This window comes from Gordonia heveisoli, assembly GCF_030315745.1.
GTDB lineage: Bacteria > Actinomycetota > Actinomycetes > Mycobacteriales > Mycobacteriaceae > Gordonia.
Window position 1 is genome coordinate 205,323 of record NZ_JASXSH010000005.1, and the last position, 20,250, is coordinate 225,572.

Here is a 20,250-nt window from a genome sequence, read left to right on the forward strand (position 1 = left end):
GACGTACTCTTGTCTCAGTCGACAGAACGGACACCGGCACGTCGCCGGACGACGGGATGGGGAATCTCAGTGTGGCTTCGGATACGGGTGTGGAGCCGCAAACGGCGATATGTCATCCGGCGCAATCGCCACCTGAACCTGACCTATCGCATCGCGGTCGGTCTCGTCGGGACGGTGGTGCTGGCGTGCGGCATCGTGGCCATTCCCTATCCCGGGCCCGGCTGGGTGATCGTCTTCATCGGTTTGGGCATCCTGGCCTCGGAATTCGCCTGGGCCCATCACGTACTGCAGTTCGGCCGCGCGAAGTACGACGCGTGGGTCGAATGGTTCAAACGCCGGCATTGGTCGGTGCAGGGTGTCTTCGCGCTCGGTACCTGCGCAATCGTGCTGGCGACGATGTGGATCCTGGGTGCGCTCGGAACCTTCGCCGGCTGGGTGAACGTCGACGCCGAGTGGCTGGCCAGCCCGATCTTCTGAGCTCGTACCGGGTCCGATGACCCGTCGCGGACCTGTGTGTGACGCGGTGGTCCACACCTGGCGTCGCATGGGTACCACGACCGCCAACCGCACCCGATACGATCAACACGCAGCCGCAACAGGTGTGGGTGCGCGCTCGCGTGCCCAGAGAACGCTAAGGAGACAACCCCGTGCCCGACGAAGTGTTGGTGACCAGCCCCGCGACAATCCGTGTACCGGCTGGCACCACTGCGGGTACCGCGTTGCACGCACACGAACTGCCGAACAAGGGACCGCAGGCGATCGTCGTCGTCCGTGACCCCGAGGGCACCCTGCGCGATCTGTCCTGGGCGCCCGACGTCGACACCGACGTCGAGCCGGTCCCGGCCGACTCCGAGGACGGGCGCAGCGTGATCCGGCATTCGGCCGCCCACGTGCTCGCGCAGGCGGTGCAGGAGCTGAACCCGAAGGCGAATCTCGGTATCGGACCGCCCATCGCCGACGGTTTCTACTACGACTTCGATGTAGCCGAGCCGTTCACCCCGGAGGACCTCAAAGCCCTCGAGAAGCAGATGAAGAAGATCATCAAGTCGGGGCAGCGGTTCTCTCGCCGGGTGTACGAGTCCAAGGACGCGGCACGTGCCGAACTCGCCGACGAACCGTTCAAGCTCGAACTGATCGACGACAAGGGTGCCGCCGACGACGACGAGATCATGGAGGTCGGCGGTGGTGAATTGACCGCCTACGACAACCTGAATCCGCGTACCGGCGAGGTGATCTGGAGCGATCTGTGTCGCGGTCCGCACGTCCCGACCACCAAGTACATCGCCGCCTTCACGCTGACCCGCAGTTCGGCGGCCTACTGGCGCGGCGACCAGAGCCTGGCCGACCTGCAGCGCGTGTACGGGACCGCCTGGGAGTCGACCGAGGCGATGGACCTCTACCTCGACCGCATCGCGGAGGCGGAGAAGCGTGACCATCGGCGCCTGGGGTCGGAGCTGGACCTGTTCAGCTTCCCCGACGAACTCGGTTCGGGTCTGCCGGTGTTCCACCCCAAGGGCGGCATCATCCGCAAGGAGATGGAGGACTACTCGCGCGAGCAGCACGCCGCCGCCGACTACGAATTCGTCAACACCCCGCACCTGACGAAGGGACATCTGTTCGAGGTGTCCAAGCATCTCGACTGGTACGCCGACGGCATGTTCCCGCCCATGCACCTCGACGCCGAGTACAACGAGGACGGCACGGTCCGCAAGCCCGGCCAGGACTACTACGTCAAGCCGATGAACTGCCCGATGCACAACCTGATCTACCGGTCGCGTGGACGGTCGTATCGGGAGCTGCCGCTGCGCCTGTTCGAATTCGGTTCGGTGTACCGCTACGAGAAGTCCGGTGTGGTGCACGGCCTGACCCGCGCCCGTGGTTTCACCCAGGACGACGCGCACATCTACTGCACGCAGGAGCAGGTGGTCGAGGAACTGACCACGACCCTGAACTTCGTGCTGCAACTTCTCAAGGACTACGGCCTCGACGACTTCTACCTCGAGCTGTCCACCAAGGACCCGAAGAAGTATGTCGGCTCCGACGAGGTCTGGGATGAGGCGACCGAGACTCTGCGTCAGGTCGGCGAGGCGTCCGGTCTGGAACTCGTGCCCGATCCGGGCGGCGCCGCCTTCTACGGCCCGAAGATCTCCGTGCAGGTCAAGGATGCGCTCGGCCGGACCTGGCAGATGTCGACGCTCCAGCTGGACTTCTTCGAACCGGAACTGTTCGAGCTGGAGTACACCGCGACCGACGGCACCAAGAAGCGTCCGGTGATGATCCACCGGGCCCTCTTCGGTTCCATCGAACGCTTCTTCGGCGTGCTGACCGAGCACTATGCCGGCGCCTTCCCGGTGTGGCTGTCGCCGGTGCAGGTCGTCGGTATCCCGGTCGCGGAGGCCTTCGCCGACCATCTGCAGGGAGTCGTCACCCGTCTGCGGTCGCGACGGATTCGCGCCGAGGTCGACTACTCCGACGATCGGATGCAGAAGAAGATCCGCAATCACACCACCGGCAAGGTGCCGTTCATGCTGCTGGCGGGTGAACGCGACGTCGAGGCGAACGCGGTCAGCTTCCGCTTCCGCGACGGCACCCAGGTCAACGGGGTGCCCGTCGACGACGCACTCAACGTCATCGAGGAGTGGACGCTGACCCGGCGCAACGACTCGCCGACCGCCGACAGCCTGACCGCGATGCTGGAACTGGTCAGGAAACGACGATGACTCCGGGGGCATCGGAGACTCCGGAGCTCGACCCCGACCGGCTGCAACGGTTGTGGACCCCGCACCGGATGAGCTACATCACCGCGGCGGCACCCAAGCGGGCCGTCGACGGTGGTGAGCTGACCGGTCACCCGTTCCTCGACATCCCGCGTATGTCGGATGAGGACGGGTTGATCGTCGCCCGCGGCGACACCGTGTACGCGGTGCTCAACCTGTATCCGTACAACCCCGGGCACACGATGGTCGTGCCCTACCGTCAGGTCGCCGATCTCGAAGACCTCACCGAGGCCGAGTCGAGGGAGCTGATGATCTTCACCCAGCGGCTGATCCGGGTCATCAAGTCGGTGTCCAACCCGGACGCCTTCAACGTCGGCCTGAATCTCGGTCTCTCGGCAGGTGGTTCGCTATCCGAACACATCCACCAGCACATCGTGCCGCGGTGGGCGGGTGATGCGAATTTCATCACCGTCGTCGGCGAGACCAAGGTCATCCCGCAGTTGCTGCGCGATACGCGCGCACTGCTCTCCGACGCCTGGCAGCATCTCGATGACTGACCGGATCCCGACCTCGTTCGGGCGGCTTGTGCGGGAAGGAGTTCGCGGATGCTGAGCATCCTGGGTCGGGCCTCGGTGTCCAAGGTCACCCTGCCGATCGGTCGGGGACTGTTGCGCACCGGCCTCACCCCTGACGGCATGACGTTGATCGGTACGGTCGCCACGATCGCCGCCGCCCTGACGCTCTTCCCGATAGGGCAGTTGTTCTGGGGCACGATGGTCATCTGGCTGTTCGTGATGTTCGACATGCTCGACGGTGCGATGGCCCGCGCCCGGGGTGGTGGCACCCGGTTCGGGGCCGTACTCGACGCCACCTGCGACCGGATCGCCGACGGCGCCATCTTCGCCGGCTTGGTGTGGTGGTGTGCGGTCACCGAACCGCATGAACTACTGCTGGTCGCGACATTGATCTGCCTGGTCACCTCGCAGGTCATCTCGTATGCGAAAGCGCGTGCGGAGGCGAGTGGACTCTACGGCGACGGCGGTCTGATCGAACGGCCGGACCGACTGATCATCGTGCTCGTGGGTGCCGGCTTGACCGGTCTCGGTCTGGACTGGGCGATCCATATCGCGATGTGGCTGCTGGCCGCAGGCAGTGTCATCACCGTCGGCCAGCGTATGTGGTCGATCTCGCGGTCGCCCGGCGCGCGGGACCTGATCCCGCTGACCCCGGCGCCCACCGCGGTGAGCGCCGACGACGACCGGGTGAGCTCCGACGACGACCCGACGCCCGGCCGCGACGAGCCGAAGGCGTCCTGACCCGATGGCTTCCTCGGATGATCTCTCGGTCGGCGCCCGGGCCGCCGATTTCGGCTACCGTGCCGGGTGGGCGGCCCTGCGCTACGCACCCGAGCGCGCCGCCCGACGCGCCTTCGACGCTGCCGGCGGCCTGGTCGGTCGTCGTAACGGCGGCCCTGATCAGTTGCGGCGCAACCTCGCCCGGGTGCTCGGCACCTCGCCGACCGAGGTTCCCGACGCCCTCGTCGCCGACGCGATGCGTAGTTACGCCCGCTACTGGCTGGAGGCGTTCCGTCTGCCGGCACAGGACCTGGCGCAGACGGCTCGGTCGGTGACCGTGCCCCCTGCTGATCGGGCTCGCCTCGACGCCGGACTGGCCCGGGGTAAGGGAGCGGTCCTGGCTCTGCCCCACACCGGCAACTGGGATATGGCCGGTGTCTGGCTGGTCCAGAACTACGGTCGCTTCGCCACGGTCGCCGAACGGTTGAAGCCGGAGTCGTTGTTCAACCGGTTCGTCGAGTACCGCGAATCCCTCGGCTTCGAGATCTTCCCGCTCAGTGGCGGTGAGCAGCCACCGTTCGGCCAACTCGCCGACCGACTGCGTGCCGGTGGCATCGTCTGCCTACTCGGGGAGCGTGACCTGGCCCGGCACGGGGTTCCGGTGACCTTCTTCGGCGAGCAGACGCGCATGCCGGCCGGATCGGCGCGACTGGCGATCGAGACAGGGGCCGCGCTGATCGCCGTGCACCACTGGTTCCTCGACGCCCCCCGCAGCCAGATTCTGTGCGGGGAGGAGATCGACGTGAGCGGTGGCGTCGAGGCCGCCACCCAGGCGCTCGCCGACGAGTTCGCGAAAAATATCGCCGCCCATCCACAGGACTGGCATATGCTGCAGCCGCTGTGGGAGTCGGACTGGACCGAACGGCAACGGGCCCGCATCGGTCCGGCGGGGGAGTCCGCATGAGGATCGGGATGATCTGCCCCTACTCCTTCGATGTGCCCGGCGGTGTGCAGGCACATGTCGTCGAACTCGCGCATGTCTTCATCGAACGCGGACACGAGGTCAGTGTGCTGGCTCCCGCGGCACCGGACACGGCGCTTCCCGACTATGTGGTTCGCGTCGGTTCCGCCCTGGCGATTCCGTACAACGGGTCGGTGTCCCGGGTGAACTTCAGCCCGGGCGGATACCGGCGGCTGCGCCGGTGGATCGCCGAGAACGCCTTCGACGTGCTCCATGTGCACGAGCCGAATTCGCCGAGTATCTCGATGCTGTCGCTGATGGTCGCATCCGGGCCGATCGTCACCACCTTCCACACCTCGACGTCGAAGTCGTTGTGGCTGAGCACTTTCCAGGCGGTACTGCGTCCGTATCACGAGCGGATCGCGGGCAAGATCGCGGTGTCGGAACTGGCCCGGCGCTGGCAGATGGAATCGCTGGGATCGGATGCAGTGGAGATCCCCAACGGCATCAACGTCGGGTCCTTCGCCGACGCCGAGCCGCTGGAAGGCTATCCGCGGGCCGGTGGCACGGTGCTGTTCCTCGGCCGGTTCGACGAACCACGCAAGGGGATCGACATTCTGATGCGGGCCCTGCCCGCGATCGTCGCCGAATTCCCCGACGTACGGGTTCTCGTCGTGGGCGGCGGTAACCAGCGTGCGCTGCGTCGGCGTGCGGGCGACCTCGCCGACCACCTGATCTTCCTCGGTCAGGTCGACGACGCGACCAAAGCGCGCGCCTTGCGCTCGGCCGATGTGTACTGCGCCCCCAACCTGGGTGGGGAGAGCTTCGGCATCGTGCTGGTCGAGGCGATGGCGGCGGGTGCCGCAGTCATCGCGAGCAGCCTCAACGCGTTCCGGCGGGTGCTCGACGACGGCCGGGCGGGCCGCCTGGTCGCCACCGGCTCTGCCGACGACCTGGCCACCGGGATCATCGAACTGCTCGCCGATCCCGACGCGCGGGCCGAACTGGTCCAGGCCGGACGGGTCCGCGCCGACCGTTACGACTGGTCGCGGGTCGCCGACCAGATCCTGCGCGTCTACGACACGGTGACCGTCGGCGCCGGACCTGTGGTGGTGTCGGACTGATGACCACCCTGGTGATCGTCGGTGTCGCGATCATGCTGCTCGGGATCGGCTGGGCCTATCAGACCGCCAACCGGCTCGACCGGCTCAATGTTCGGGTCGACCTGGCCCGGCAGTCGTTGCACGCGGCACTGGACCGGCGTTCGGTGGTCGCCCGCGCGATCGCCAGCGACATGGCCGCGGGCTCCGATCCGGTGGCGACGTCGCTGGCACGTGAGCTCGCGACCGTCGCCGACCGGGCGGAGCGGGTCGACCCGCCCGACCGGGAGGCCGCCGAGAACGCCCTGTCGGGGATCCTGGCGCGGACGGACTCCCGCGCGCGGCCGCCGGCGCTGATCGCTGAGCTGGCCGACGCCGAGACGCGGGTGATGATCGCCCGGCGGTTCTACAACGACGCGGTCCGCGATACGCGCAACCTCGCCGAGCGCCGACTGGTGCGCTGGCTGCGGCTTGGTGGTCATGCACAATTGCCGGTGTACTTCGAGATCATCGAGCGGGCCGGTCCGGGGAATCCGTGACCTGCCTCACCACATAGACTTAGGTAAACACCCGAGTGGACATGCCCGGGCGGGACGACCCGCGGATGCCGCGGCGACGACGAGGAGACATGGCAGTGAGTTCCAACGACACGACCGTTCCGGAGGTCGGACAGGGCACCGCACGCGTCAAGCGGGGCATGGCCGAGATGCTCAAGGGCGGCGTGATCATGGATGTGGTCACCCCCGATCAGGCGAAGATCGCCGAGGACGCCGGTGCGGTCGCCGTCATGGCTCTCGAGCGCGTGCCCGCCGATATTCGTGCGCAGGGTGGCGTTTCGCGGATGAGTGACCCGGACATGATCGACGGCATCATCTCGGCGGTCAGCATCCCGGTGATGGCCAAGGCCCGCATCGGCCACTTCGTCGAGGCGCAGATCCTGCAGAGTCTGGGTGTCGACTACGTCGACGAGTCCGAGGTCCTCACCCCGGCCGACTACGCCAACCACATCGACAAGTGGGCGTTCACCGTGCCTTTCGTCTGCGGTGCGACCAACCTCGGTGAGGCGTTGCGCCGTATCACCGAAGGCGCGGCGATGATCCGTTCCAAGGGTGAGGCCGGCACCGGTGACGTGTCGAACGCGACCACTCACATGCGGCAGATCCGCGACGAGATCCGCAGGCTGACCTCGCTGCCGAAGGACGAACTCTACGTCGCCGCAAAGGAATTGCAGGCACCGTACGAACTCGTCGCCGAGGTTGCGCAGGCGGGCAAGCTGCCGGTGACGCTGTTCACCGCCGGTGGTATCGCCACCCCGGCCGACGCCGCGATGATGATGCAGCTCGGCGCCGAGGGTGTGTTCGTCGGTTCAGGCATCTTCAAGTCGGGCAACCCGGCGCAGCGCGCCGCGGCCATCGTGCAGGCGACCACTTTCCACGACGATCCCGACGTGCTGGCCAAGGTGTCGCGCGGCCTGGGTGAGGCGATGGTCGGCATCAACGTCGACGAGATCCCGCAGCCGCACCGCCTCGCCGAGCGCGGGTGGTAATTCGCCCGATGGCCCCCGCAGGATTCGTACACACCGAACAGTCGACATGCCTGGCGTCCAAGGGCGTTGTGACCGGTAGGATCTGCTGATCATGAATGCGGCGACAATCGTCCGGGACGACCAGCGGTCGGGTACGGATTTCGTGGGGGATCTCCGGATCGAGTGGACGGCGGCGTGCAACGTCGGACGGGTCCGCGAGACCAATGAGGATGCGGCGCTGGCGTTGCCGGGCGTCTATCTGCTCGCGGACGGCATGGGCGGACACGACAGCGGTGAGCTCGCGAGCGAGGCGGCCCTGCTGACCCTGGCGCAGGCGCAGGCCGTCGACGGTCTGGCCGGCACGCAGAGCGCGCTCAACGCGCTACTCGTGCAGGCCCAGCAGCGGATCGGTGCGATCGAGACCGAATCCGACCGTCGGGCCGGAACGACCGCCACCGGCGTCGTCCTGGTGACCGAGGACGGGCAGCCGCACTGGCTGGTGCTCAACATCGGTGACTCGAGGACCTACCGCTACCAGAACGGCACCCTGAATCAGCTGACCACCGATCACTCGCAGGTGCAGGAGTTCATCGAGGCCGGCTTCCTCACCCCGGAACAGGCGCGGACCGATCCACGTCGCAATGTCATCACCCGTGCGCTCGGGGCAGGCATGGTCGACCCGGTCGCCGACTTCCGGGCCACCCCGGCCTACGCCGGTGACGTCCTGCTGATCTGCAGCGACGGCCTCACCGGGGAACTCCCCGACGAGGAGATCGCCGACATCCTGGCGGAGGCGGAGAGCTCCGAGCAGGCCGCGCAGCGGCTGGTGGACGCGGCGCTCGCACTGGGTGCACACGACAACGTGACCGTCATCGTGCTGACGGCACACGAATCGACCGAAACCCTGCCGATACCCGCGGTGGCCGACACGGCCGGTGATGTCGAGGCGTCCGCCGACGGGTCCGACGTCTGAGTGTGGTGAGTCGATGATGTCGGATCAGGAGGGGTTCACCGGTGCCACGGACCCGTCCCCGGACGGCCTGCCCGACGCGGTGATGACCTATGTGGAGTACTGCGGCGAACGGATGCCGCTGGACGCCGACCGCCGGTTCTTCATCGGCCGCGAGGCTGACCTGTCCATCGACGACAATCCGTATCTGCATCGTCGATTCCTGGTGGTGCACAACGAGAACGGGCTGTGGTGGCTGACCAATCTCGGTACCCACCTGTCGGCCAGCGTATCCGCGGGGGATGTCGGTTTCTCGGCGACACTCGGCCCGGGTGCGCGGATGCCGCTGGTGTTCGGTGAGACGACCATCGTCTTCACCGCCGGACCCACCACCTACGAGCTGAGTGTGTTCGCGCGGGCACCGCAGGTGCGGGCGGTCACCCGGCCCAATTTCGACGGTGGGCGCACCACCCAGGGTGTCCCGACGCTCACCGAGAGCCAGAAACTGCTGATCGTCGTGCTCGCCGAAGAGATCCTGCGCCGCGAGGGCACCGGGTCCAGCGCGATCCCGTCGTCGGCGAAGGCGGCGGCACGCCTGGGCTGGCCGCTGACGAAGTTCAACCGCAAACTCGACAACGTCTGCGACAAACTCGACCAGCTCGGTGTGTCGGGGATGCGTGCGGGCGGTGGCAAGCTGGCCACCAATCGCCGTACGAAGCTCGTCGAGTACGCGGTCTCGTCGCGCATCGTCACGCGTGCGGACCTGCCGATGATCGACGAAGAGGCCGCGCGCAACGCGGTCGGCTGACCGTCGAACCGCGCAACTCCGGGTTGGGTAGCCGATGGGTAGCGCCCATGGGTAGTGCCGCGAAAATTGTCTGCGTGTCGGGCTTGACATCAGATTTACCCCATCTGACCTGGGGTTTCATCATGGGTAGTTCTCCCCGGTGATAGGGGAGTTCTACCCATCGACCGACTGGTCAAACGCCCATAATCTTCTTTTCACAAGCACGGCGGACACCCCGTCCCGAAGCCCCCAAGTGAAGTGAAGAGGACACCGACATGACCGCAATCGCCCATCCCATCCCGTCCTTCGGCCGCATCAGCGACGCCCGTCGCCGGGCCGAGGCCGCCGCCCGCCGGCAGGAAGCGCTCGCCCGGCTGGCCGCACGGCGGATGCCGCTGCCCGGTCAGCCGGTCGCCTCGGCACAGTCGCCGCGGATGGTGCTCGTCGCCGATCCGGCCGAGGCCGACCCGGTGGAGATCGAACCCGAGCGTCCGGTGCTGCCGAAGCCGAACCTGACCTCCCGTGAGATCGAGGTGCTGCGCACCTGGATGCTCGTCGATTCCAAGCCTGCCGTCGCTCAGCAGCTGTTCATCTCGCTCGGCACTGTCAACACCCACCTGACCCGCATCCGCGCCAAGTACACCGAGATCGGCCGCCCGGCCCCGACCAAGGCGTCGCTGGTCGCACGTGCCGTCCAGGACGGGATCATGACGCTCGACGAGCTGTGACCCGCGGATCGGGGTGCGGCGGTGGCGGACAGCCCCGCCCACGACAGGCCCCGATCCGCAGGTAGGCGATACTGGATTTCGTGGCAGCCATCGAGGACATCCTTCACGTCGAGCGGATCGAGACCGACATCTATCGCGGTCCGGCCTTCCCGAGTCATCTCGCTCGCACCTTCGGCGGTCAGGTCGCCGGCCAAGCACTGATGTCGGCGACGCGAACCGTGTCCGAGGAATTCCAGGTGCATTCGCTGCACGGCTACTTCCTCCGGCCCGGAAATCCTGATCTACCCGCGGTCTTCCTGGTCGACCGCATCCGCGACGGACGATCGTTCGTCACCCGCCGGGTCACCGGCATCCAGGACGGTGAGGCCATCTTCATGATGTCGGCCTCCTTCCACATCACCACCGACCAGGGTTACGACCACCAGGACCGCATTCCGCCAGTGCCTGCGCCCACCGATCTACCCGACCGGCTCGATGATCTGCCGGCGGACGAACAAGCCGTTTTCCGTGAGTGGGGCAATTTCGACCTGCGCATCGTGCCGCGCGAACAGATGGTCACCTCGGAGTACTTCGCCGCCCAGCAGCGCGTGTGGTTCCGCTACCGTCATCGGCTGCCCGACGATCAGGTCTTCCATGTCGGAACCCTCGCCTATATGAGCGATATGACGCTCCTCGGGTCGTCACGGGTGCCACATCCCGACGACAACCCGCAGGTCGCCTCGCTAGACCACGCAATGTGGTTCATGCGGCCCTTCCGTGCTGATGAGTGGCTGCTCTACGACCAGACCTCGCCGTCGGCGGCCTCCGGCCGGGCGCTCACCCAGGGACGCATCTTCGATACCGCCGGCCGGATGGTCGCCGCGGTCACCCAGGAGGGGCTGGCCCGCCTCGGCCGCGAGATGCCCGCCGACCAGCACGCTCGGCCGACCCGATGACCGTGACGCGACCCCGTGTCGGGGTACTTGCGCTGCAGGGAGACGTGCGCGAACACGTCCACGCCCTGACCGCCTCCGGGGCCGATGCGACCCCCATCCGCCGACCGGCGGAACTCGCCGCGATCGACGGGATCGTCATTCCGGGCGGCGAATCGACCACGATGAGCAAGCTGCTGGGCATCTTCGATCTGTTCGATCCGCTGCAGCAGGCGCTCAACGACGGCCTACCCGCCTACGGTTCGTGCGCCGGGATGATCATGCTGGCGACCACCATCCTCGACACCCGACCCGATGCGCGCCATCTCGATGCGCTCGATATCACTGTGCGGCGCAACGCTTTCGGTCGTCAGGTGGAGAGTTTCGAGACCGATCTCGACTTCATCGGGATCACCGACGCGCCGGGTGCGGACCCGATGCGGGCGGTCTTCATCCGCGCCCCGTGGGTGGAGGCGGTGTCCCCGGACGTGCAGGTGCTGGCCACCGTGCCTGCCGGTCCCGCGCAGGGACGGATCGTCGCGGTCCGGCAGGGCAATATCCTGGCCACCTCGTTTCATCCCGAGGTGACCGGTGACAGACGAGTACACGAATACTTCGTGTCGATGGTGCGCCGGTAATATCATCGCCGACGCAGCAGAGAGACACCCAGAAGCGATATACGCAGAGACCGACGCACTCGACAACAGCGGGGCCGGCACGGACCGCGACCCACGGTGCGACCGGCGCAGGGAAGGACGGACATGAGCGGCCACTCCAAATGGGCCACCACCAAGCACAAGAAGGCGGTCATCGACGCCAAGCGCGGCAAGATGTTCGCCAAGCTGATCAAGAACATCGAGGTGGCGGCCAGGACCGGCGGCGGTGACCCGGCGGGCAACCCGACCTTGTTCGACGCCATCCAGAAGGCGAAGAAGTCGTCGGTCCCCAACGACAACATCGAACGCGCCCGTAAACGTGGTGGTGGCGAGGAAGCCGGCGGCGCGGACTGGCAGACCATCATGTACGAGGGCTACGGACCCAACGGGGTGGCGGTCCTCATCGAATGTCTGACCGACAACCGCAACCGGGCCGCGGGCGAGGTGCGCACCGCGATGACCCGCAACGGCGGCAACATGGCGGATCCGGGGTCGGTTTCCTATCTGTTCACCCGCAAGGGTGTGGTGACGCTGGAGAAGAACGGTCAGTCCGAGGACGACGTGCTGATGGCGGTTCTCGACGCCGGTGCCGAAGAGGTCTCCGAACTCGGCGACACCTTCGAGATCGTGAGCGAACCCGGTGATCTGGTCGCGGTGCGTTCCGCGCTGCAGGATGCCGGCATCGACTATGACTCCGCCGAGGCCAGCTTCCGCGCCTCGGTCGAGGTCGCCGTCGACGCCGACGGGGCACGCAAGGTGTTCAAGCTGATCGACGCACTCGAGGATTCCGACGACGTGCAGAACGTCTACAGCAACGTCGACATCTCCGACGTGGTGCTCGCCGAACTCGAGAACGACTGACTTCGGCCGCCTCATACGACCACGCACGCCCGGGACTGCACTGGTCCCGGGCGTGCTGTCACTTCGGCGTGACGCGGGTGGTCCCGATCGCCGGCGATGCGGTGTGTTGTCGGGGGAGTTGTCGGCCCGTCCCGCTAGAATCTCGAACAACTGTTCGGCTCATTCGGGAGGTTCGTGTGCGCGTCATGGGGGTCGACCCGGGTCTCACTCGGTGCGGTATCGCCCTGGTCGAGTCGGGCCGGGGCCGGTCGGTCACCGCTCTCGACGTCGACGTGGTCCGCACGCCGTCGGATATGGAGTTGTCCGCACGTCTGCTGGCGATCCACACCGCGGCGAGTCACTGGCTCGATGTGCATCAACCCGACGTCGTCGCCATCGAACGCGTCTTCGCCCAGAATCAGGTGTCGACGGCGATGGGTACCGCGCAGGCCGGTGGTGTCATCGCACTGGCCGCAGCCCAGCGTGACGTGCCGGTCCGGTTCCACACTCCCTCCGAGGTGAAGGCCGCGGTCACCGGCAGTGGCCGCGCAGACAAGGCGCAGGTCACGCTGATGGTGACCCGGATTCTCGGAATGCAGACCAAACCGAAACCCGCCGACGCCGCCGATGCGCTGGCATTGGCGATCTGCCACTGCTGGCGCGGTCCGATGGCCGAGCGGATGGCCCAGGCACAACGACAGGCCGAGCAGGCCGCGGCACGTCATCGTGAGCGCATCGCGGCGGCGCGCAAGGAGAGGAGCGCATGAGCATGATCGCGTCGGTTCGTGGTCCGGTGGTCGAGATCGCCCTCGACCACGCCGTAATCGATTGTGCCGGAGTAGGTTACCGGGTCCTTGCGACCCCGGCCACACTGTCCCGGCTGCGTCGTGGTGAGGAGTCGACACTCCTGACGTCGATGATCGTGCGTGAGGACTCGATGACGCTCTACGGCTTCACCGAACCGGATGCGCGCGCGCTGTTCGCGCTGTTGCAGACGGTGACCGGAGTCGGCCCGCGCCTGGCGATGGCGACGCTCGCAGTCCTCGAACCCGACGCCCTGCGCCGTGCGCTCGCCGACTCCGACACCAAGGCGCTGACCTCGGTGCCCGGTGTCGGTAAACGGGTCGCCGAACGGCTCGTCGTCGAACTGCGCGACAAGGTCGACCGGCCCAGCGGCGCCGCGGCCGATGGTGGCGCGGCGCCGTCCGGGGTCGCGGGCCAGGTGGCCGAGGCGCTGGTCGGACTCGGCTTCACCGCCGCGCCGGCGGAGAAGGCCGTCGCGTCGATTCTGTCCGACGAGCCGTCCGCCGACGCCTCGATCGTGCTGCGACGCGCGCTCACGATGCTCGGTAAGGCGTCCTGATGGGCGGGGATTTCGACTACTACGACCCGGCGGCGGGGGATACGGGGGAGCGGGAGGTATCGGCTCGTCCGGTGCGCGCCGACGGCGACTTCGACGCCGGTCTCCGGCCACGGTCGCTGGCCGATTTCATCGGTCAGCCGCGGGTGTGTGAACAGCTCGAATTGGTCCTACACGGGGCCAAGGGCCGAGGTAGCACCCCGGACCACATCCTGCTGTCGGGTCCGCCCGGACTGGGCAAGACCTCCCTCGCGATGATCATCGCCGCCGAGATGGGTGCGGCGATCCGCGTCACCTCCGGTCCGGCCCTCGAGCGGGCGGGCGACCTGGCGGCGATGCTGTCGAATCTGGTCGAGGGTGATGTGCTGTTCATCGACGAGATCCACCGCATCGCGCGGCCCGCCGAGGAGATGCTGTACCTGGCCATGGAGGACTTCCGGGTCGACGTGGTGGTCGGCAAGGGCCCCGGAGCGACGTCGATTCCCCTCGACGTGGCGCCGTTCACGCTGGTCGGCGCGACGACCCGGTCCGGTTCGCTGACCGGACCGCTACGTGACCGGTTCGGTTTCACCGCGCATATGGAGTTCTACGACACCGACGAATTGGTGCATGTCATCCGGCGCTCGGCGGGCATTCTCGGCATCGATCTGCGCGACGACGCGGCAACCGAGATCGCCGGCCGCTCGCGCGGTACCCCGCGTATCGCGAACCGGCTGTTGCGTCGTGTCCGCGATTACGCCGAGGTTCGCGGCGACGGCACGGTGACGGTGGGGATCGCGCAAGCCGCCCTGGCCGTCTACGACGTCGACAAACTCGGTTTCGACCGGCTGGACCGTGCTGTTCTCGACGCCCTGATCAGGGCATTCGGTGGCGGTCCGGTCGGGGTGTCGACGCTGGCGGTCGCGGTCGGTGAGGAACCGGCAACCGTGGAAGAGGTGTGCGAACCGTTCCTCGTCCGCGCCGGGATGATCGCCCGCACGCCGCGCGGCCGCGTTGCCACCGCGGCGGCCTGGCATCACCTCGGACTGGTGCCTCCGGCCGGTGCGCTCAACGCGACCTTCGGGGCCCGACCCCGCGACATCGGCGGCGGCCTGTTCGACGATCCGTGACCTGCTCGGGCGAGGTCCCGACAACGGCAATATGAGGTCCCGACAACGGCAATATCGGACATCGATGCCAGGCATGGCACACTGTGTACTGGCACTGACCGCGCTGATCGTCGCACCATGCCGGGTGTTCGATGTCGGTTCGGCGCCCGTATCGATCGTCGATACGGTCATCACATCGCGATAAGGATTGACGTTCTCCAATGGAGTCATTGCTCTTCCCCCTCCTGCTGGCACTGCTGGCTGTTTTCATGTTCATGACGATGCGCAAGCAGAAGAAGCGCATGGGCGAGATGCAGGAGATGCAGGGCTCGGTGACCACCGGTACGCGGATCCAGCTGACCTCGGGTCTGTACGGCACCGTGATCGACGCCTCGTCGTCGGACGTCATCGACGTCGAGATCGCCACTGGCATCGTCACCCGCTGGAATCGTCTCGCGGTCATGCGTGTCATCCCGACCGAGGAAGCCGCGGCCACCTACGCCGGGTATGAGGCTCCCGAGTCCGACGACGACGATTTCGATGCCCTCGCCGACGATCACGATGGCGATACCACCGACAGCGCCGTCGAGGCGGACGACCGCGACAAGCGCGACGACAAGTAGCCCGACCACCGGACGGCCGGAATCCGGCATCCGGCGCGACACGGACTTCCGGTGCCACCGCGGCGAATGACCGTCGCGGTGGACCGGTACGGTTACCGGTTGCGTACACCGGAGTGACGCGAGCGACGGACCACGTCGCCGCGCAGTCAAAGGAGACCTGAACAGCAGTGACCACATCTCGCCGGGCTTCGGCAGGTCCGCGGAGGGGGAAGCGGTCGGCACCCGCCCGCGAGATCCCACCGTGGCGTCCTCTCGCCGTCTTCATCATCTTGCTCGCGGTCGTCTACGGCCTGATCTTCTTCACCGGCTCGAAATCGCTGGAACCGAAGCTCGGCATCGACCTGCAGGGCGGTACTCGGGTCACGCTCACCGCGCGCACCGAGAACGGTAAGGCGCCGACCCGCGATCAGCTCGACAAGGCCAAGCAGATCATCGAGAAGCGTGTGAACGGTCTCGGCGTGTCCGGCTCCGAGGTGGTCGTGAACGGCGACAACCTGGTCATCACCGTGCCCGGCGAAGACGGTGACCAGGCGAAGACCCTGGGCCAGACGGCCCGGCTGTTCGTTCGTCCGGTGGTCGGCCAGCCGATCGCCGCACAACCCCAAGCGCCCAAACCGCCTGCGCAACCCGCGCCGAACGCCGACCCGCAGGCAGAAGCGAAGAAGGCCATCGACGAGCAGCGCAAGCTTCGGCAGGCGCCCGCCGATGCCGACCAGGCCCGTCTGACCCAGCTGCAGGAACAGATGGCGAAGATCGACTGCTCGACGCAGACGCGTGACCCGCTCGCCGGTAACGACGTACCCGACCAGTACCTCGTCGCCTGTTCGGAAAAGGGTGACGCGGTCTATCTGCTCGGCCCACAGATCATCGACGGTCGCGATATCAAGACCGCGAGTTCGGGAACCGACCCGCAGACCGGCGAGTGGATCGTCACCCTGGAGTTCAACGACAAGGCCGGTGACTTCTGGGCGGGTTACACCGCGAAGAGCCGCGGCACCCAGACCGCCTTCACCCTGGACTCGGCCGTGGTGTCGGCACCGCAGATCAACGAGGCGATCCCCGGTGGCAAGACCCGGATCAGTGGTGGGTCGCAGGATCCGTTCACCGAGAGTTCGGCGGGCGACCTGGCGAATGTCCTCAAATACGGGTCGCTGCCCTTGTCCTTCACCCCGTCGGATGCGGAGACCGTGTCGGCGACCCTCGGGCTGTCCTCGCTGCGCGCCGGCCTGATCGCCGGTGCGGTCGGGCTCATCGCGGTCCTGTTGTATGCGCTGGCCTACTACCGCATGCTGGGTCTGCTGACGGTCGCCTCGCTGATCCTGGCCGGCGCCATGGTCTACGGCATCATCGTGCTGCTCGGCCGATGGATCGGCTTCACCCTGGACCTGGCCGGTATCGCCGGCCTGATCATCGGTATCGGCATGACCGCCGACTCCTTCGTCGTCTACTTCGAACGGATCAAGGACGAGATACGCGAGGGCAGAACGTTCAGATCCGCAGTACCGCGCGGCTGGGCGAGCGCGCGCCGCACCATCTGGTCGGGTAACGCGGTCAGCTTCATCGCCGCCGCCGTCATCTACGTGCTCGCCATCGGCGAGGTGCGTGGCTTCGCGTTCACCCTTGGTCTGACCACCATCCTCGACGTCGTCGTGGTGTTCCTGGTCACCCATCCGCTGGTGGTCCTCGCAAGCCGTTCGGCCTTCCTGTCGAAGCCGAGTGTCAACGGACTCGGCGCGGTCACGGAGGTGGCGCGACGTCGACGTGTCGCCGCGCACAAGCCAGTTCCCGAGGCGGAAGGATCGGTGCGATGACGGATTCCACCAAGCATTCGGCGGACCCCGCCGAGGCCACAGCCGTCGAGTCGTCGGATGCCGACTTCGTCGCCGACCGGCAACGATCGTTCCTGTCCCGGCTGTACACCGGTACCGGCGCGTTCGAGATCATCGGACGTCGGCGCAACTGGTACATCGTGACCGCGCTGATCATGCTGATCTGCGCGCTGTCCATCATCTTCCGGGGCTTCACCTTCGGTATCGAGTTCGAAGGCGGTACCCAGATCTCGGTGCCCGCGTCGTCGCAGGTGACCGCCGATGCGGTCGAGACCACCGTCACGCAGGCGCTCGGGCACGCGCCGGACACCGTGCAGACCGCGGGTTCGGGGTCGTCCAAGACGATCCAGGTGCGTACCACCACCCTTGAAGAAGGGCAGGGTGCGGCCGTCGTCAAGGGGCTGACCAGCACGTTCGGACCTGAACTGACGCGTGACGAGATCAGTATCTCCGAGGTCAGCTCGACCTGGGGTCGTGAGATCACCGAGAAGATGCTGATCGCACTCGCGGTGTTCCTGGTGATCGTGTTCGTCTACATCGCCGTCCGGTTCGACCGGGAGATGTCGGTGGCGGCCCTGGCGTCGCTGCTCTTCGACATCGTCGCGACTGCGGGCATCTACTCGCTGGTGGGCTGGGAGGTCACGCCTGCGACCGTCATCGGCCTGCTGACCATCTTGGGCTTCTCGCTCTATGACACCGTGGTCGTCTTCGACAAGGTGGCCGAGAACACCCGGTCGGTGTTGCAGACCAGCCGTCGGACCTACGCCGAGCAGGCGAACCTGGCGGTCAACCAGACCCTGATGCGTTCGATCAATACCACCATCATCTCGGTGCTGCCGATCATCGCGCTGATGGTCATCGCGGTGTGGATGCTGGGTGTCGGCACGCTCAAGGATCTCGGCCTGATCCAGCTGGTCGGTGTCGTGGTCGGCGCCTATTCGTCGATCTTCCTCGCGGCGCCGCTGCTGGTCACGCTCAAGGAGCGCCGTGACGACATCGGCAGGCACACCCGCAAGGTGCTCGCCCGGCGGGTGGCTCTCGACTCGGGGGCCGAGCCGGAGGCGTTCGTCTCCAGCCGGAAGGCATCGAAGGCGGCGCGGGGTCGCGACGCCGACGACGCCGATCGCGCGGTGCCCACCGGAAAACGCGGACGCACGCGTTAGTCTCGGCACGTGACGACACGGACCCGGACCTATCTCCGTGCCCTGATCGCCGTGGTCGGTGTCGCCTTGGTGGCCGGCACGGTCACCGCCTGTGGCGACGACGGGCCGCCGACCATCGACTACGCCGTCGACGCCCGGATCGCGAGCTACAACGCCAACACCATCGGTGGAAACGCCGACGGTGTGCTGATGGTGACCGGCCGGATCCAGCCCGGGTTCAGCTTCCTCGGGGCGTTCGGGCAGGTGATCCCCGACCACGACGTAGGGACGGTGACTCGCGCGCCGGGAAGCGTGCTGTCGTTGCGGTACGAGTTCGCTCCGGAGGCGGTGTTCTCCGACGGCACGGCCCTCGACTGTGACGACCTGGTGTTGGCCTGGGCCGCGATGAGTGGCCGTTTCGCCGCGTTCCGACCGGCGACCACCGCCGGATATCGCGATATCGCGTCGGTCGACTGTGCGGCGGGGGAGCGTACCGCCGTGGTCCGGTTCAAACCGGGTCGCGCGTACCAGAATTGGGCGGCTCTGTTCGGGGCCGGGACATTGCTACCCGCCCATGTGGTGGCCCGTGACGCCGGTGTCGGCGACGTACTGACCCCGATCCGCGCGGGGGCGCAGGCCACGGTCGCCGGGATCGCGAAATCCTGGAACGACGGTTTCGCGCTCAAACCCGGTCCGGTTGACGCCACTCGCTTCCCGTCGGCCGGTCCGTACCGGGTCGACCGATATTCCAAGACCGATGGTCTGGTCCTCGTCGCGAACGACAAATGGTGGGGCGACAAACCGCGTACGGGCCGGATCGTGGTGTGGCCGCGACAGACCGACGCCACCCGTCGACTGCCCGCAGGCCGCTACGATGTCGCCGATGTGACCACCGGGATGATCGACGGTGAGATGTCCGGCAGCAACGGCAGTTCCGTCCCGGGCCGGGCGCTGGCGGTCGAGCAGCTCGTGCTGGCGGGGCGGGGGATCGCCGCCGACCCACTGGTCCGGCAGGCCTTCGCCTCCTGCGTGCCCCGCGAGACGTTGGCCAAACGGTTCGGCGACGGCGGACGACTGTGGAATCAGCGCATCCTGTCTCCGGCCGACAACACCGCGGGCGCCATCAACGGCGAGTTCGGCCGTCGCTACCTGCGACCCGATCCCGCACGATCGCGCGCCCTGTTGCAGCAGCGGGCACAGGCCGGTGCGTCGGGACCGGTCCGGATCCGGATTGCCTACCTTGCGCCGACGACGCGTCGCGCGCAGATGGTCGCCGCGATCGCCGGTGCATGCCAGGCGGTCGGCATCGAGGCTATCGACGCGTCGGCCCCCGACATCGACGTGACCGCGCTCGGTACCGGCTTCGACGCATTGCTGGTCGCCGGGGGTGCGAGTATGTCGGCCGCCGGTGCCGCCGACCCGGTCGGGGCCGCCTACGCGCTGCGTGCCGGTGATCCGTCGAATCTGTCCGGATTTCGCGATCCGCAGGTGAGTGGTGCGGTCGACGCGCTGGCCGTGGCGAATGCGCCGGGCGACCGGTTGCCGCTGATCCGGGCGATCGAGAACGCGGCCTGGTCGGCGTTGCCCACCATCCCGCTGTTCGCGGCCCCCCGTACGCAACGTTGGAATGACAGGACTGGCGCCGTGGTCGCGGGATATGCCCGCAGCGGTACCGGATGGAATATGGATCGGTGGACTCTAGGTGACAACTGACGACCCCTGGGGCGACGCCGTCGCCG

Annotated in this window: 21 protein-coding genes; all 21 read left to right on the forward strand. The window is 67.2% G+C overall.

Going from position 1 to position 20,250, the window contains the following annotated elements; all coding sequences use genetic code 11:
• Window positions 1-63 precede the first annotated feature (63 nt).
• A complete protein-coding gene (locus tag QSJ18_RS06670; RefSeq protein WP_286325563.1) occupies window positions 64-477 on the forward strand; it encodes a TIGR02611 family protein in 414 nt (137 codons plus the stop codon).
• A 170-nt stretch (window positions 478-647) separates the two neighbouring features.
• Window positions 648-2,720, forward strand: a complete 2,073-nt coding sequence (thrS, locus tag QSJ18_RS06675) for a threonine--tRNA ligase (protein WP_286325511.1) — start codon at window positions 648-650, stop codon at window positions 2,718-2,720.
• Window positions 2,717-3,274: an ATP adenylyltransferase gene (locus tag QSJ18_RS06680; protein ID WP_286325513.1), complete on the forward strand. Its 558-nt coding sequence runs from the start codon at window positions 2,717-2,719 to the stop codon at window positions 3,272-3,274. The genes thrS and QSJ18_RS06680 overlap by 4 nt, the downstream gene beginning before the upstream one ends.
• Before the next feature lie 48 nt (window positions 3,275-3,322).
• On the forward strand, window positions 3,323-4,033 hold the full coding sequence (gene pgsA / locus QSJ18_RS06685; protein ID WP_286325514.1) for a phosphatidylinositol phosphate synthase: 711 nt from the start codon (window positions 3,323-3,325) through the stop codon (window positions 4,031-4,033).
• A gap of 4 nt (window positions 4,034-4,037) precedes the next feature.
• Entirely contained in the window at window positions 4,038-4,976 is a 939-nt protein-coding gene (locus QSJ18_RS06690; protein WP_286325515.1) for a phosphatidylinositol mannoside acyltransferase, read from the forward strand.
• A complete protein-coding gene (locus tag QSJ18_RS06695; RefSeq protein WP_286325516.1) occupies window positions 4,973-6,097 on the forward strand; it encodes a glycosyltransferase family 4 protein in 1,125 nt (374 codons plus the stop codon). Before QSJ18_RS06690 ends, QSJ18_RS06695 begins: the two co-directional genes overlap by 4 nt.
• The gene (locus tag QSJ18_RS06700; RefSeq protein WP_286325518.1) at window positions 6,097-6,612 is read left to right on the forward strand and encodes a LemA family protein; all 516 of its coding nucleotides are present in this window, start codon (window positions 6,097-6,099) and stop codon (window positions 6,610-6,612) included. Before QSJ18_RS06695 ends, QSJ18_RS06700 begins: the two co-directional genes overlap by 1 nt.
• Before the next feature lie 89 nt (window positions 6,613-6,701).
• Window positions 6,702-7,619, forward strand: a complete 918-nt coding sequence (pdxS, locus tag QSJ18_RS06705; RefSeq protein ID WP_286325519.1) for a pyridoxal 5'-phosphate synthase lyase subunit PdxS — start codon at window positions 6,702-6,704, stop codon at window positions 7,617-7,619.
• 91 nt (window positions 7,620-7,710) lie between these two features.
• Window positions 7,711-8,571, forward strand: a complete 861-nt coding sequence (locus QSJ18_RS06710) for a PP2C family protein-serine/threonine phosphatase (protein WP_286325522.1) — start codon at window positions 7,711-7,713, stop codon at window positions 8,569-8,571.
• 82 nt (window positions 8,572-8,653) lie between these two features.
• On the forward strand, window positions 8,654-9,355 hold the full coding sequence (locus QSJ18_RS06715) for a hypothetical protein (RefSeq protein WP_286325564.1): 702 nt from the start codon (window positions 8,654-8,656) through the stop codon (window positions 9,353-9,355).
• Between the two features lie 254 nt (window positions 9,356-9,609).
• A complete protein-coding gene (locus QSJ18_RS06720; protein WP_286325523.1) occupies window positions 9,610-10,062 on the forward strand; it encodes a helix-turn-helix transcriptional regulator in 453 nt (150 codons plus the stop codon).
• Window positions 10,063-10,142: 80 nt separating this feature from the next.
• Complete coding sequence (locus tag QSJ18_RS06725; protein ID WP_286325524.1) at window positions 10,143-10,997, forward strand: acyl-CoA thioesterase; 855 nt, start codon at window positions 10,143-10,145, stop codon at window positions 10,995-10,997.
• A complete protein-coding gene (gene pdxT / locus QSJ18_RS06730) occupies window positions 10,994-11,611 on the forward strand; it encodes a pyridoxal 5'-phosphate synthase glutaminase subunit PdxT (RefSeq protein WP_286325525.1) in 618 nt (205 codons plus the stop codon). The genes QSJ18_RS06725 and pdxT overlap by 4 nt, the downstream gene beginning before the upstream one ends.
• Window positions 11,612-11,734: 123 nt before the next feature.
• On the forward strand, window positions 11,735-12,490 hold the full coding sequence (locus QSJ18_RS06735) for a YebC/PmpR family DNA-binding transcriptional regulator (protein WP_286325526.1): 756 nt from the start codon (window positions 11,735-11,737) through the stop codon (window positions 12,488-12,490).
• 176 nt (window positions 12,491-12,666) lie between these two features.
• The gene (gene ruvC, locus QSJ18_RS06740) at window positions 12,667-13,236 is read left to right on the forward strand and encodes a crossover junction endodeoxyribonuclease RuvC (protein ID WP_286325527.1); all 570 of its coding nucleotides are present in this window, start codon (window positions 12,667-12,669) and stop codon (window positions 13,234-13,236) included.
• Between the two features lie 2 nt (window positions 13,237-13,238).
• Complete coding sequence (gene ruvA / locus QSJ18_RS06745; RefSeq protein ID WP_286325565.1) at window positions 13,239-13,832, forward strand: Holliday junction branch migration protein RuvA; 594 nt, start codon at window positions 13,239-13,241, stop codon at window positions 13,830-13,832.
• Complete coding sequence (ruvB, locus tag QSJ18_RS06750; protein WP_286325528.1) at window positions 13,832-14,938, forward strand: Holliday junction branch migration DNA helicase RuvB; 1,107 nt, start codon at window positions 13,832-13,834, stop codon at window positions 14,936-14,938. The genes ruvA and ruvB overlap by 1 nt, the downstream gene beginning before the upstream one ends.
• 200 nt (window positions 14,939-15,138) lie before the next feature.
• On the forward strand, window positions 15,139-15,540 hold the full coding sequence (gene yajC, locus QSJ18_RS06755) for a preprotein translocase subunit YajC (protein WP_286325529.1): 402 nt from the start codon (window positions 15,139-15,141) through the stop codon (window positions 15,538-15,540).
• A 167-nt stretch (window positions 15,541-15,707) separates the two neighbouring features.
• The gene (secD, locus tag QSJ18_RS06760; RefSeq protein ID WP_286325530.1) at window positions 15,708-17,351 is read left to right on the forward strand and encodes a protein translocase subunit SecD; all 1,644 of its coding nucleotides are present in this window, start codon (window positions 15,708-15,710) and stop codon (window positions 17,349-17,351) included.
• Window positions 17,348-18,532: a protein translocase subunit SecF gene (gene secF, locus QSJ18_RS06765; RefSeq protein WP_286325531.1), complete on the forward strand. Its 1,185-nt coding sequence runs from the start codon at window positions 17,348-17,350 to the stop codon at window positions 18,530-18,532. The genes secD and secF overlap by 4 nt, the downstream gene beginning before the upstream one ends.
• A 9-nt stretch (window positions 18,533-18,541) precedes the next feature.
• A complete protein-coding gene (locus QSJ18_RS06770) occupies window positions 18,542-20,224 on the forward strand; it encodes an ABC transporter substrate-binding protein (RefSeq protein ID WP_286325532.1) in 1,683 nt (560 codons plus the stop codon).
• Window positions 20,225-20,250 lie beyond the last annotated feature (26 nt).

Excerpts from the sequence above, each read along its gene's own strand:
- QSJ18_RS06680 (WP_286325513.1), top strand. The coding sequence starts at position 2,717 with ATGACTCCGGGGGCATCGGAGACTCCGGAGCTCGACCCCGACCGGCTG.
- pgsA (WP_286325514.1), top strand. The coding sequence starts at position 3,323 with ATGCTGAGCATCCTGGGTCGGGCCTCGGTGTCCAAGGTCACCCTGCCG.
- QSJ18_RS06690 (WP_286325515.1), top strand. The coding sequence starts at position 4,038 with ATGGCTTCCTCGGATGATCTCTCGGTCGGCGCCCGGGCCGCCGATTTC.
- QSJ18_RS06695 (WP_286325516.1), top strand. The coding sequence starts at position 4,973 with ATGAGGATCGGGATGATCTGCCCCTACTCCTTCGATGTGCCCGGCGGT.
- QSJ18_RS06700 (WP_286325518.1), top strand. The coding sequence starts at position 6,097 with ATGACCACCCTGGTGATCGTCGGTGTCGCGATCATGCTGCTCGGGATC.
- pdxS (WP_286325519.1), top strand. The coding sequence starts at position 6,702 with ATGGCAGTGAGTTCCAACGACACGACCGTTCCGGAGGTCGGACAGGGC.
- QSJ18_RS06710 (WP_286325522.1), top strand. The coding sequence starts at position 7,711 with ATGAATGCGGCGACAATCGTCCGGGACGACCAGCGGTCGGGTACGGAT.
- QSJ18_RS06715 (WP_286325564.1), top strand. The coding sequence starts at position 8,654 with ATGACCTATGTGGAGTACTGCGGCGAACGGATGCCGCTGGACGCCGAC.
- QSJ18_RS06720 (WP_286325523.1), top strand. The coding sequence starts at position 9,610 with ATGACCGCAATCGCCCATCCCATCCCGTCCTTCGGCCGCATCAGCGAC.
- pdxT (WP_286325525.1), top strand. The coding sequence starts at position 10,994 with ATGACCGTGACGCGACCCCGTGTCGGGGTACTTGCGCTGCAGGGAGAC.
- QSJ18_RS06735 (WP_286325526.1), top strand. The coding sequence starts at position 11,735 with ATGAGCGGCCACTCCAAATGGGCCACCACCAAGCACAAGAAGGCGGTC.
- ruvA (WP_286325565.1), top strand. The coding sequence starts at position 13,239 with ATGATCGCGTCGGTTCGTGGTCCGGTGGTCGAGATCGCCCTCGACCAC.
- ruvB (WP_286325528.1), top strand. The coding sequence starts at position 13,832 with ATGGGCGGGGATTTCGACTACTACGACCCGGCGGCGGGGGATACGGGG.
- yajC (WP_286325529.1), top strand. The coding sequence starts at position 15,139 with ATGGAGTCATTGCTCTTCCCCCTCCTGCTGGCACTGCTGGCTGTTTTC.
- secF (WP_286325531.1), top strand. The coding sequence starts at position 17,348 with ATGACGGATTCCACCAAGCATTCGGCGGACCCCGCCGAGGCCACAGCC.